This window comes from Pasteurella sp. XG20, assembly GCF_018968665.1.
GTDB classification, from domain to species: Bacteria; Pseudomonadota; Gammaproteobacteria; order Enterobacterales; family Pasteurellaceae; genus Pasteurella; species Pasteurella multocida.
Genome location: NZ_CP076656.1, coordinates 465,171 through 477,866 on the forward strand (window position 1 = coordinate 465,171; position 12,696 = coordinate 477,866).

The 12,696-nt window shown below is 40.9% G+C and carries 10 protein-coding genes and 1 pseudogene; 6 read left to right on the forward strand and 5 right to left on the reverse strand.

Going from position 1 to position 12,696, the window contains the following annotated elements:
• Positions 1 to 29: 29 nt before the first annotated feature.
• Positions 30 to 512 (reverse strand): SsrA-binding protein SmpB, encoded by a 483-nt coding sequence (gene smpB, locus KPF51_RS02150; protein ID WP_005723605.1) that lies wholly within the window; start codon positions 510 to 512, stop codon positions 30 to 32.
• Between the two features lie 159 nt (positions 513 to 671).
• Here smpB and ubiD point away from each other — a divergent pair, with 159 nt between their 5' ends.
• A complete protein-coding gene (gene ubiD / locus KPF51_RS02155; RefSeq protein WP_005720996.1) occupies positions 672 to 2,150 on the forward strand; it encodes a 4-hydroxy-3-polyprenylbenzoate decarboxylase in 1,479 nt (492 codons plus the stop codon).
• A 48-nt stretch (positions 2,151 to 2,198) separates the two neighbouring features.
• On the opposite strand, the gene arcA is transcribed toward ubiD, so the two are convergent.
• The 3 genes from arcA to KPF51_RS02170 all read right to left on the reverse strand — a co-directional run bounded on the left by arcA (position 2,199) and on the right by KPF51_RS02170 (position 3,564).
• Positions 2,199 to 2,909, reverse strand: a complete 711-nt coding sequence (gene arcA, locus KPF51_RS02160) for a two-component system response regulator ArcA (protein ID WP_005723609.1) — start codon at positions 2,907 to 2,909, stop codon at positions 2,199 to 2,201.
• 237 nt (positions 2,910 to 3,146) lie between these two features.
• Positions 3,147 to 3,287: a type B 50S ribosomal protein L36 gene (gene ykgO / locus KPF51_RS02165; RefSeq protein ID WP_005720998.1), complete on the reverse strand. Its 141-nt coding sequence runs from the start codon at positions 3,285 to 3,287 to the stop codon at positions 3,147 to 3,149.
• A gap of 10 nt (positions 3,288 to 3,297) precedes the next feature.
• Positions 3,298 to 3,564, reverse strand: a complete 267-nt coding sequence (locus KPF51_RS02170; RefSeq protein ID WP_005720999.1) for a type B 50S ribosomal protein L31 — start codon at positions 3,562 to 3,564, stop codon at positions 3,298 to 3,300.
• Positions 3,565 to 3,772: 208 nt separating this feature from the next.
• Between KPF51_RS02170 and KPF51_RS02175 the strand changes: the two genes are divergently transcribed.
• From KPF51_RS02175 to glyA, 5 genes and pseudogenes are all read left to right on the forward strand, one after another.
• Complete coding sequence (locus tag KPF51_RS02175) at positions 3,773 to 5,503, forward strand: protein-disulfide reductase DsbD (RefSeq protein ID WP_061406433.1); 1,731 nt, start codon at positions 3,773 to 3,775, stop codon at positions 5,501 to 5,503.
• A 172-nt stretch (positions 5,504 to 5,675) separates the two neighbouring features.
• Positions 5,676 to 7,277, forward strand: a complete 1,602-nt coding sequence (purH, locus tag KPF51_RS02180) for a bifunctional phosphoribosylaminoimidazolecarboxamide formyltransferase/IMP cyclohydrolase (RefSeq protein ID WP_061406195.1) — start codon at positions 5,676 to 5,678, stop codon at positions 7,275 to 7,277.
• A gap of 38 nt (positions 7,278 to 7,315) precedes the next feature.
• Positions 7,316 to 8,901: pseudogene (locus tag KPF51_RS02185) on the forward strand (phosphoethanolamine transferase).
• 2 nt (positions 8,902 to 8,903) lie between these two features.
• Complete coding sequence (gene purD, locus KPF51_RS02190; RefSeq protein ID WP_061406194.1) at positions 8,904 to 10,193, forward strand: phosphoribosylamine--glycine ligase; 1,290 nt, start codon at positions 8,904 to 8,906, stop codon at positions 10,191 to 10,193.
• Between the two features lie 127 nt (positions 10,194 to 10,320).
• Positions 10,321 to 11,583, forward strand: a complete 1,263-nt coding sequence (gene glyA / locus KPF51_RS02195; RefSeq protein ID WP_005723619.1) for a serine hydroxymethyltransferase — start codon at positions 10,321 to 10,323, stop codon at positions 11,581 to 11,583.
• 138 nt (positions 11,584 to 11,721) lie between these two features.
• On the opposite strand, the gene secF is transcribed toward glyA, so the two are convergent.
• Positions 11,722 to 12,693, reverse strand: a complete 972-nt coding sequence (gene secF / locus KPF51_RS02200; protein ID WP_005721047.1) for a protein translocase subunit SecF — start codon at positions 12,691 to 12,693, stop codon at positions 11,722 to 11,724.
• Positions 12,694 to 12,696 lie beyond the last annotated feature (3 nt).

Genomic DNA, 12,696 nt, shown 5'->3' on the forward strand with positions numbered 1-12,696 from the left:
CTTGTGATGATGCTCACAAGGCTTTTTTTTTAGCCAAGGCGTGCATTTTTCATAATACGATCTTTCGTGACTTTCCACTCGCGTTCTTTGATATCTTCACGTTTGTCGTGCTGTTTTTTCCCTTTGGCAAGACCAATTTTCAGTTTAGCCCAAGCGCCTTTCCAATAGAGTGAGAGAGCAACGATAGTATAGCCATCACGATTGGCTTTCCCAAATAATGATGCCAGTTCTTTTTGCTTGAGTAACAGCTTGCGTGTCCGTGTGGGATCACACACAATATGCGTTGAAGCGACATTAAGTGGCTGAATTGTTGCACCAAATAAATAAGCTTCGCCTTGTTTAAAGATAATATAACTGTCACTAATGTTGGCTTTTCCAGCACGCATCGACTTCACTTCCCAGCCTTGCAATTCTAGACCCGCTTCCATTTCGTCTTCAATAAAATAATCGTGTCGTGCACGTTTATTTAAGGCTATCGTATTTGTGCCAACTTTTACTTTTTTCTTTGTCATAATAATCCGCGTCATCAAATTCTAATTTGCTTGATTTTACAGAAAGTTGCTTGAGATAGCAAAATTGCTTGCAATCAAGCTTGTTGTCTATAACATATTTTACTGTCTAAGGTGCGAGTAGAAATTGGCATCGAAAATAACATTCAAATGGTACTGACTATGAAATATAAAGATTTGCGTGATTTTCTTACTTTATTGGAACAGCGTGGTGAGCTAAAGCGGATCAAGCAAGAAATTGATCCACATTTAGAAATGACCGAAATTGCAGACCGCACATTGCGTGCAGGCGGTCCAGCGTTATTGTTTGAAAATCCAAAAGGATTTGATATCCCCGTACTGTGTAATTTATTTGGGACACCGAAAAGAGTAGCAATGGGGATGGGGCAAGAGCAGGTCTCCGCGTTACGTGACGTCGGGAAATTATTGGCTTTTTTAAAAGAGCCTGAGCCACCGAAAGGGTTTAAAGATTTTCTTTCGAGTATTCCGCAATTTAAGCAGGTGTTGAATATGCCCACTAAAGTATTGGGTAAAGCTGATTGCCAACAAGTCGTTTTAAAGGACGAAGATGTTGATCTGTATAAGCTGCCTATTATGCAATGCTGGAAAGAAGATGTCGCGCCCTTAGTGACATGGGGCTTGACGATCACAAAAGGACCATTGAAAAAACGGCAAAATTTAGGCATTTATCGCCAACAATTAGTGGCTAAAAATAAATTGATTATGCGTTGGCTATCTCACCGTGGTGGCGCATTAGATTTCCAAGAGTGGAAAGAAACACACCCTGGCGAGCCATTTCCTGTTTCTGTGGCACTGGGTGCCGATCCTGCGACGATTTTAGGCGCCGTTACGCCGGTACCAGATACCTTGTCAGAGTATGCCTTTGCGGGCTTATTACGTGGGACTAAGACGTCTGTGGTGAAATCCGTCAGCAATGATCTGGAAGTGCCTGCCAGTGCAGAAATTGTGCTAGAAGGCTATATTGATCCGAATGAAACCGCCTTGGAAGGTCCATATGGTGATCATACGGGGTATTATAATGAACAAGAATATTTCCCTGTGTTTACGGTTACCCATATTACTATGCGTAAAGATCCGATTTATCATTCTACTTACACGGGGCGTCCGCCCGATGAGCCTGCTGTTTTGGGTGAAGCACTAAATGAAGTGTTTATTCCGATTCTGCAAAAGCAGTTTCCCGAAATTGTGGATTTTTATTTACCACCTGAAGGCTGTTCTTATCGTTTAGCGGTGGTTACGATTAAGAAACAGTATGCTGGTCATGCTAAACGCGTGATGATGGGCGTTTGGTCTTTCTTACGTCAGTTTATGTACACAAAGTTTGTGATTGTTTGTGATGATGATGTCAATGCACGAGATTGGAAAGATGTGATCTGGGCGATGACCACAAGATGTGATCCGGCTCGTGATTTAACTTTAGTGGAAAATACACCGATTGATTACCTTGATTTTGCTTCACCTGTTGCCGGTTTAGGCTCCAAAATGGGAATTGATGCAACCAATAAATGGCCGGGAGAAACTCAACGTGAATGGGGGGTACCGATTAAAAAAGATCCCGATGTTGTGAAAAGAGTGGATGAGATTTGGGACAGTTTAGCTATCTTTGAAAATGAGCCATAACATAAAAAAGCCTGTAATACATATTACAGGCTTTTTGAATTATTCAGTTTATTCTAATTCACCACAGAAACGATAACCTTCACCATGGATCGTGGCGATAATCTCTGGGGTTTCTGGATGATCTTCAAAATGTTTACGAATACGACGAATAGTGACATCTACTGTCCGATCTTGTGGCTTTAATTCACGTCCCGTCATTTTCTTCAATAATTCTTCACGGGTTTGAATTTTGCCCGGGTTTTCACAGAAATGTAACATCGCACGGAATTCACTGCGTGGAAGTTTATATTCTTCCCCTTCTGGATTAATTAACGTGCGGCTATTTAAGTCTAGTGTCCAGCCATTAAAGCGATATTGCTCAATAGGATGATGGCTATCTTTACTATTTTCTTGCATCGTGCGTTGTAATAAATTTCGTGCACGAATGGTTAATTCTCTTGGATTGAATGGTTTTGTGATGTAATCATCCGCACCGATTTCTAGACCAAGAATTTTATCCACTTCATTATCGCGACCAGTTAAAAACATTAATGCGGTATTGGTCGTTTCTCGTAGTTCGCGGGCGAGCATGAGTCCATTCTTACCGGGTAAGTTGATATCCATAATGACAAGATTAATCACTTTATTAGACAGAATACGGTGCATCTGTGCGCCGTCTGCCGCCTCAAATACTTCATAACCCTCCGCCTCAAAAATACTTTTTAAGGTATTTCTGGTGATTGCTTCGTCTTCAACAATTAAAATTTGTGGCGTTCCCATTTATACATCCTATTACAAGTTTTCAATGTTAATCATTCTGTTAAGAATATTAAGGATAAAATTAACTTGCCCATTCTATAGTTGCAACATAATTGTAACAATAGGAAAAAGGCGTTTTGTTAAATTAGATGGTGATTTCATGATATAGATCATAAAAAAATCCCCCAATAGAGTGAGGTTATTGGGGGAAAAGTTGAGCAATAGCTCATTTTACTTACATACAAAAACGAGAGCCTTCTAGCGCTTCTTTTTACCGCCTTGGCGTGCTTTAAAACGCGGATTTTCTTTGCAAATAACATACACAACCCCATGGCGGCGTACGATTTTACAGCCGGGATGGCGTGTTTTCGCACTCTTTAATGAACTTAATACTTGCATGGGCGTGTCCTTATTTTGATTTTAATGTGCCAAATTTGCCGTAGCGATTGACAAAGTCGCTTGCACGACCTTCATTCGCAATTTGACGTGTTTTACCTGTATAGTACGGGTGTGATGCTGAGGAGGTATCACACATAAAGACAGGATATTCATGACCATCTTCCCATTTCATGGTCGTTGTGGTTCTGGCGCAAGAGCGGATTAAAAAACCTTGCTTTGCATTTGAGTCATAAAATAGTACAGTACGGTAATTTTCTGGATGAATACCTTTTTTCATATTGGCGTGCCTCTTATTTTTTTCTGAAAAATAACGAATGGGGCTATCCTACATGAAATAGAAATAATTATCAAAACTTATTTTCTATGGGAAAATAAGTAATCTCAGAATCCGTCACAGAGATAAACGGATTGTAATGTTTGTAATAATATGAAAAATAAGTCGTTTTTATTATTTTATGTTGTCGTGGAATGACATGGTTTTGCTTATGAAAAAAATATTTTTTATTTTCTTTTTAATTTGGACAAGTTTATCCGTCAATGCGGGCGTGTTTGATAAAAAAAACGCCTTTTTGAAAGCGGAGCAAGCATTTGTCTTCACAGAAAGCCAGCAGAATGACAGGCTGTCTTTAAATTGGGATATTGCTTCTGGTTATTATCTGTATAAAAAAAGTCTTGAAATAAAAGGGGAGAATGGGCAACTGTTTATCCCTCAACTGCCGTTAGCGGAAATACATCAAGATGATTTTTTTGGTGACGTTGAGATTTATCGTCATCAATTGACCTTTTCTTTGCCGTTTACTCAGTTATCTGCGACGAAACAAGTTGAAATTACTTATCAAGGCTGTACGGAAGGTTTTTGCTATCCACCTGAAACCCGAGTGATTGTGTTAACCTCGTTAGAGAGGGAATCTGGGCAAATTTCAAGCGCAGTATTGACAGAAGAGAGTGTACTTTCTGAACTACCGTTGGCAGCGCAAGATCGTTTAGCTGCAAAGTTGATCGAGAGTAAATATGCGGTCTTTTGGTTTTTCTTGTTTGGGCTGGGACTCGCTTTTACTCCCTGTGTTTTGCCGATGCTGCCTTTATTGTCAGCTATTGTCATTGGTCGTGAACAGCGTCCGAGTACAGCCAAAGCGTTCGGATTAAGCGTTGTGTATGTACAAGGGATGGCGTTGACTTATACCTTGCTTGGTTTAATTGTGGCAGCGATTGGTTTACCTTTTCAAGTGGCATTACAAAGCCCTTATGTCTTATTAACGTTATCCGCGATTTTTGTGTTGCTCGCTTTATCTATGTTTGGGCTATTCACTTTGCAATTACCTGTCAGCTTGCAAACCAAATTAACCCAATATAGCCAGCAGCAGAAATCAGGGGTATTTGGTGGGGTGTTTGTGATGGGAATGATTGCAGGCTTAGTCGCGTCACCTTGCACCTCTGCACCATTATCCGGCGCATTACTTTATGTGGCGCAAAGTGGTGATTTATTCACCGGTGCGATCACCTTATATTTATTAGCCTTAGGGATGGGCTTACCACTCATTTTTATCACTGTCTTTGGTAATAACATCTTGCCAAAATCAGGTAATTGGATGATTCAAGTGAAAAATGCGTTTGGTTTTGTGTTGTTAGCCTTGCCGATCTTTTTAATTTCGCGTGTGTTTCCTGAAATCGAAATGCCATTATGGTTCAGTTTAGCGTTTGCGTTCTCGCTATGGTTGTTGTATCAATTCAGAAATAATAAAGGGGTATGGGTATTCACTTTTATCCTTGGTGTAATGGGGTATTTATATTATAGCTATGCAATGAACCGACATACGCCAGCAGATCAAACGACTTCTCTGTCTCAATTTGAACGCATTACCAGTTATGCCCAATTACAACAAGTGTTAAGCAAGAACCCTAACTCTCTGGCGATGTTAGATTTATATGCGGATTGGTGTGTTGCCTGTAAAGAGTTTGAAACGCATACCTTTAGCGATGTTGCTGTACAGAAAGCATTTGCCGATGTTTTACTTTTACAAGTTGATATGACGAAGAACAGTGAGGCGAATCGGGAACTTATGCAAAAGCTTCACGTCATTGGTTTGCCTACCTTGATTTTCTTTAATCAACAAGGTCAGGAAATTGAAGGCTCAAGAATAACAGGCTTTATGCAAGCCAGCCCTTTTGTGGATTGGTTACAAAAAATGAAGTCTATCCAGCCAATTAGCCAATAAGGAAGAGGCTTCCTCTTATCTTTGTGAGCGCTAAAACAATACAGCTTATTTTTACGATGAGAGAAATAAGCTGTTTTTTTATTGAAAATCGTTACACAAGCGCAAACGTTTGCGCTATAATGCGACCTTTCTTTTATGACTTACTTTCAACGCTTAATTTTAAGGATTTTCCATGCAACCTAATCGTCCTATTCGCCAAGCATTACTGAGTGTTTCTGATAAAACAGGTATTGTTGAGTTCGCTCAAGCTCTTGTTCAACGTGGTGTGAAATTACTTTCAACGGGTGGTACTGCCAAATTATTAGCTGACCACGGCTTAGCGGTAACAGAAGTCTCAGATTACACAGGCTTTCCAGAAATGATGGATGGACGCGTGAAGACCTTACATCCCAAAGTACATGGTGGTATTTTAGGGCGTCGTGGTACAGATGATGAGGTGATGAGCCAACAGGGTATCGAAGGTATTGATATGGTGGTGGTGAATTTATACCCTTTTGCTGCAACGGTTGCGAAACCAAATTGCAGTTTAGAAGATGCCGTGGAAAATATTGATATTGGCGGACCAACAATGGTGCGCTCAGCCGCGAAAAATCATCAAGATGTTGCAATTGTCGTTAATAATAGCGATTTCAACGCGATTCTGGCTGAAATGGATCAACACCAAAATAGCCTAACGTTGGAAACTCGCTTTGATCTTGCGATTAAAGCGTTTGAACATACGGCACAATATGATGCCATGATTGCGAACTATTTTGGTCAATTAGTCAAACCTTATTTTGTTGCAGAGGAAGAAGATGCCGAGGCGAAGTGCGGTCAGTTTCCACGTACTTTAAATTTAAACTTTATCCGTAAACAAACCATGCGTTATGGTGAGAATGGGCATCAAAAAGCCGCTTTTTATGTGGAGCAAGACGTAAAAGAAGCTTCTGTATCCACCGCAAAACAATTACAAGGTAAAGCCCTTTCTTATAACAATATCGCTGATACCGATGCTGCGCTTGAATGTGTGAAAAGCTTTGATGAACCGGCTTGTGTCATTGTGAAACATGCCAATCCTTGTGGTGTGGCATTAGGCGCAGACATTTTAGCGGCTTATAACCGGGCTTATCAGACTGACCCGACTTCCGCTTTCGGTGGCATTATTGCCTTTAACCGTGAGTTAGATGCCAAAACCGCACAAACGATTATTGATCGTCAATTCGTGGAAGTGATTATTGCTCCAACAGTTGCTGAAGAGGCAAAAGCTTTATTGCAAGCAAAGAAAAATGTGCGAGTGTTAGAATGTGGTGAGTGGTCAGGTACGCAACAACGCCTAGATGTAAAGCGTGTCAATGGCGGTTTATTGGTTCAAGAAGCTGATTTAGGCATGGTCGATTTAGCCGACTTAAAAGTGGTGAGCAAACGTCAGCCGACAGAGCAAGAATTAAAAGATTTGTTATTCTGCTGGAAAGTGGCGAAATTTGTTAAATCGAATGCCATCGTGTATGCCAAAGATAACCAAACTATTGGTATTGGTGCGGGGCAAATGAGCCGTGTCTATTCGGCTAAAATTGCGGGCATTAAAGCGCAAGATGAAGGACTGGATGTGGCAGGTTGTGTGATGGCGTCTGATGCGTTCTTCCCATTCCGTGATGGAATTGATGCTGCTGCCAAAGTAGGGATTCAATGCGTGATTCATCCAGGTGGTTCAATGCGTGATCAAGAAGTGATCGACGCCGCCGATGAACATAATATGGTGATGGTATTGACCGGAATGCGTCACTTTAGACACTAGGATGTGCAATGTCATTTTTGACATTAAGGTAAATCAGGATGAAAAAAAGTCTTTTTATTTTATTGGGCTATTCCGCCGTTTTGCTATTGAGCGAAATACTTTATCGTTATTTTTTCAAGATTAATAGCTTATACCGTATTAGTGAAAGTTTTCTGATTATCTTTGTTGTCCTTTCATTATTTTATTTTTCTAAATATAGGGTATCACGCTTTTTTATCGCTTTATTCTTTTCTTGTAGTACGTTGATTAATAACGTGCATTATGAGGTTTATCAAAACTGGATTAATGGCACGAATTATCTACTAATGTTTAAAGAATATTGGGAAGTCACCCATGCCGGTTTACATATGTTAGACAAACTTGCCGGTGGCATTATTGGGGGGCGCTAGATATCCTGATTTTTATTTCCATATCGCGTTTTAGGCAAAAAACGCATTGGGTGGCTGATATTTCGTTTATCTTGGTGATGGGCTATATCTTTGTGCGTTCTTTTTATACCAATCAAGAGTTAGGGATCACCTCTAATCCTGGATATTCGAGAATTAAAGCCAACTTTTTCGCCTTTGGTTACTTTATTGGTAAAACACTGCCTTATGATCTCTTTAATTTGAGTAATGTGTCTGTGTATTATCGAGATAAACCTAATATGACACAGCCTCCCATGGCAAAAAATATTGTCCTAATTATGGGGGAAAGTTTGAGTGCGAGCAATGTAGGGACGTTTGGCTATGAAAGGCAAACCATGCCATTTTTGGATCAGTTAGTCAAAAATGCACCGGCAGAAACGCTATTGAAACCAGCCTATTCTGCTGGGTTAGGTACGGCTATTTCATTGCCTGCTTTTTTTAATGCAATTCCTCGTCCAAATGGTCTAGAACAAATTGTTAGTGGCAGAACAAACTTGTTCCGTTTAGCGAAAGAACGAGGCTATCAGACCTATTTTTATTCAGCGCAGCCTGAGAACCAAATGATGATCATGAGTATCATGGGGAAAACCTGGGTTGATCATTTACTTTTCCCGAGTGATATCGGCTATAAACGTTCAGAGGGAATGCATGATCATGCCCTTCTCCCTTTATTTGAACAAATAGATTTGAGTGAAGGGAATCATTTTATCGTGTTACATCAAAGAGGGTCTCACGCACCCTATGCATATTATTTATCGGAAGAAGAAAAAGCATTTAAAGAAAACACGCCATTAGATAATTATGACAGCACGCTTTACAATACGGATCAGTTTATTGAAAAAGTTTTTAAGCAGCTCAAACAACATCATGATGACTGGGTATTAATTTACACATCGGATCATGGGCAGTTTGTGTCAAACCAAGTGTATAACCAAGGTACAGCAAAAGAAGCAAATTACTTAGTGCCGATAATGACTTATACCGAAAATACAGCGTTGCAGCAGCTACAACGACCGTTTTTAGCCTGCGACAGACTGTTTCATCAACAATTATCGACATTCATTATCAAGATGTTGGGATATGATATGCCGATTTCAGATTGTCAACATGGGGTAATTAATTCATTGATTTTAACGGGTGATTCAGGTTATTTAGAAGTACAAGCCAATCAGCCACCTGCATTTTTTATACCTAAAAATCGTTTCAAAAAGGAATAAATATGAATATTTTGATTATTGGAAATGGCGGTCGTGAACATGCTTTGGCTTGGAAAGTCGCGCAGTCACCAATGGCAGAGAAAGTGTTTGTTGCACCGGGCAATGCAGGAACTGCATTAGAAGAGAAAGTGGAAAATGTTGCGATTTCCGCTACCGATGTGGAAAAATTAGTGGCATTTGCACAAGCAAACCATATTGGCTTAACCATTGTTGGACCGGAAGCCCCATTGGTCATTGGTGTAGTTGATGCATTCCGTACGGCAGGGTTGAAAATTTTCGGACCAACCAAAGCGGCCGCACAATTAGAAGGTTCAAAAGCTTTTACGAAAGATTTCTTAGCTCGTCATCACATTCCAACGGCGGAATACCAAAACTTTACAGAAGTGGAACCTGCGCTTGCCTATTTACGTGAAAAAGGTGCACCAATCGTGGTGAAAGCCGATGGACTTGCTGCAGGGAAAGGGGTGATTGTGGCAATGACCTTAGACGAAGCAGAAGCCGCAGTGAAAGAGATGCTTTCAGGCAATGCCTTTGGTGAGGCGGGTAGCCGAGTAGTCATTGAAGAATTTTTAGACGGCGAAGAAGCCAGTTTCATCGTGATGGTGGACGGTAAAAATGTGGAGCCGATGGCAACCAGTCAAGACCATAAACGTGTTGGCGAGAATGACACGGGTTTAAATACAGGTGGTATGGGCGCCTATTCGCCTGCACCAGTTGTGACGCCAGAGATTCATGAGCGTATTATGCAGCAAGTGATTTATCCAACGGTAAATGGTATGGCAGCCGAAGGGAATATTTATACCGGATTCCTTTATGCTGGCTTGATGATTATGCCAAATGGTCAACCAAAGGTTATCGAATTTAACTGCCGTTTTGGTGATCCTGAAACTCAACCAATTATGCTACGTTTAGAATCTGATTTAGTGGAACTTTGTCTTGCGGCATGTGACGGTAAATTAGACCAGAAAAAATCGCAATGGTGTGAGCAAGCGTCACTGGGTATCGTGCTTGCAGCGGAAGGTTACCCAGGCGATTATCGCAAAGGTGATGAAATCACGGGCATTGAAAGTGCGGTCGAAAATCAAAAAGTTTTTTTAGCCGGCGTGGAAAATAAAGACGGCAAATTAGTCACCAATGGGGGACGTGTCGTGTGCGTGACGGCATTAGGCGACACCGTTTACGATGCGCAACAACAAGCACTGGCACTGGCTGAACAAGTGAAATGGACAGGACGTTTTTATCGCCGTGATATTGGTTATCGTGCGGTGGCAAGAGAGAAAAATAACGCTTAATTGGCATGATGAATTTTTTTCATTATAAAAATGAAAAAATTCCCACCACATTTTCATTAAAAAATAGCGTGTAAACGAGTACACTAAACAAATTCACCATCATCTTTACTTAAAAGAGGACATCATAATGTTAAAAAGAAGTATGAACATCGCTGATTACGATCCGGTTTTATGGCAGGCAATTCAAGACGAAAATCGCCGTCAAGAAGAACACATTGAATTAATTGCATCAGAAAACTATGCTAGCCCACGCGTGATGGAAGCACAGGGTTCTCAATTTACCAATAAATATGCGGAAGGTTACCCGGGTAAACGTTATTATGGTGGTTGTGAATATGCAGATATCGTTGAGCAATTAGCGATTGATCGTGCAAAAGAGTTATTTCATGCGGATTATGTGAACGTACAACCCCACTCGGGTTCGCAAGCTAACGCGGCAGTGTATGGTGCCTTATTACAGCCACATGACACTATTCTTGGTATGAGCCTTGCACACGGGGGACACTTAACGCACGGTGCATCAGTGAGCTTTTCGGGTAAAATCTATAATGCAGTACAATATGGAATTACTGCCGAAGGTTTAATTGATTATGAAGATGTGCGTCAAAAAGCCTTAGAGTGCAAGCCAAAAATGATCGTGGCGGGTTTCTCTGCCTATTCGCAAGTAGTGGATTGGGCGAAAATGCGTGAAATCGCTGATGAAGTGGGGGCGTATCTTTTCGTGGATATGGCGCACGTGGCAGGGCTGATTGCAGCAGGTGTTTACCCAAGTCCGTTACCACATGCACATGTTGTGACTACTACCACACACAAAACCTTAGGGGGACCTCGTGGTGGTTTAATTCTATCGGCTGCGAAAGATGAAGATCTTTATAAAAAATTACAAAGTTCTGTTTTCCCTGCCAACCAAGGCGGTCCGTTAGTGCATGTGATCGCCGCAAAAGCGGTCTGTTTTAAAGAAGCGCTTGAGCCTGAATACAAAGTGTATCAACAACAAGTGGTGAAAAATGCGAAAGCCATGGTGGACGTATTTAAACAACGTGGTTATAACGTGGTATCTAATGGCACAGAAAACCATTTATTCTTAGTAGATTTAGTTAGCCACGGTTTAACTGGTAAAGCAGCAGATGCCGCGTTAGGCAGTGCAAACATTACCGTCAACAAAAATGCGGTACCAAACGATCCACAAAAACCATTTGTGACCTCAGGTATCCGTGTCGGCACACCATCTATCACCCGTCGTGGCTTTAAAGAAGCTGAATCGGCAGAATTAGCCGGTTGGATGTGTGATGTGTTGGATGCGATGGGTAAAGACAACGAAGCACAAGTGATTGCACAGACAAAAGAGAAAGTCTTAGCAATTTGTAAACGTCTTCCTGTTTATGCTTAATTGACTTTTACTTGAGAACGACATAAGCGGTGTTTATCACCGCTTATTTTTTGCCTCAATCTTTTGATAGCCGTAAATAGACAAAATAAAAAACGGTCTGAAATTTTCCAACTTCAGACCACACTTAGTTAAGTTCGCTTAAGGGAGTTCATCAAGAGCATCGTTATCCACTTTCGGTGGCAACATGTGTTCGCGTTTCAAGCCTAAGTCATAAGCAAGCGCAATTGCCACGAAAATAGAGGAGTAGGTACCAAAACCAATCCCAATTAATAACGCAACGGAAAAACTGTGAATACTCGGTCCACCGAATAATAACAAGGAAACCACGACGATAATGGTTGTCGCGGAGGTCATTAAAGTTCTTGATAACGTTTGCGACAGCGATATATTAATAATATCTAAAACATCTGTTCGTCTAATTTTACGGATGTTTTCTCGTACACGGTCAAAGACGACAATACTGTCATTGAGTGAATAACCTACTACAGTGAGAATCGCTGCCACAAAGGTGAGGTTCATTTCAATTTGCAGTAAAGAAAAGAGTCCAAGCGTTACTAACACATCATGCGCTAATGAAGCAACCGCCCCTAATGCTAGACGCCATTCAAAGCGCATACCGATATAAACTAATAACATCAATAAGGTCGCTAAGGTCGCATAAATTGCAGATTGGGTTAATTCTTCACCTACGTTTGGTCCCACAAACTCAATACTGTGTACCGTGACATTTTTATCTACCGTCGCAGCAAACAGTTCTTTAATATTGTTACCAATATTGGCATCACTGATCGCGGCAGGTAAACGAATAATAATATCGCGCACACTACCTGAGTTTTGTACAATCGCCCCTTGAATACCTTTTTGCTCAAGAGTGAGGCGAACTTTATCTAATTCGGCAGGCTGAGAAAAACTCATGTCAATGACTGTTCCACCGGTAAAGTCGAGTCCCCAGTTAAAGCCTTTGGTCACGATGAAAAAGAGTGACGCAACAATGACTAAAATCGAAAGTAGATAGCCCCATTTACGGTGAGCCATAAAGTGAATTAAGCGATAGGGTAGTTTAATATTGCTCAATTCAGGCGCATCTTTTTTATCTGTAAATAAACTCACAAT

What these genes read in the sequence shown, in the direction of transcription:
- smpB (WP_005723605.1), bottom strand. Translation starts at nt 512, where the DNA reads ATGACAAAGAAAAAAGTAAAAGTTGGCACAAATACGATAGCCTTAAAT.
- ubiD (WP_005720996.1), top strand. Translation starts at nt 672, where the DNA reads ATGAAATATAAAGATTTGCGTGATTTTCTTACTTTATTGGAACAGCGT.
- arcA (WP_005723609.1), bottom strand. Translation starts at nt 2,909, where the DNA reads ATGGGAACGCCACAAATTTTAATTGTTGAAGACGAAGCAATCACCAGA.
- ykgO (WP_005720998.1), bottom strand. Translation starts at nt 3,287, where the DNA reads ATGCAAGTATTAAGTTCATTAAAGAGTGCGAAAACACGCCATCCCGGC.
- KPF51_RS02170 (WP_005720999.1), bottom strand. Translation starts at nt 3,564, where the DNA reads ATGAAAAAAGGTATTCATCCAGAAAATTACCGTACTGTACTATTTTAT.
- KPF51_RS02175 (WP_061406433.1), top strand. Translation starts at nt 3,773, where the DNA reads ATGAAAAAAATATTTTTTATTTTCTTTTTAATTTGGACAAGTTTATCC.
- purH (WP_061406195.1), top strand. Translation starts at nt 5,676, where the DNA reads ATGCAACCTAATCGTCCTATTCGCCAAGCATTACTGAGTGTTTCTGAT.
- purD (WP_061406194.1), top strand. Translation starts at nt 8,904, where the DNA reads ATGAATATTTTGATTATTGGAAATGGCGGTCGTGAACATGCTTTGGCT.
- glyA (WP_005723619.1), top strand. Translation starts at nt 10,321, where the DNA reads ATGTTAAAAAGAAGTATGAACATCGCTGATTACGATCCGGTTTTATGG.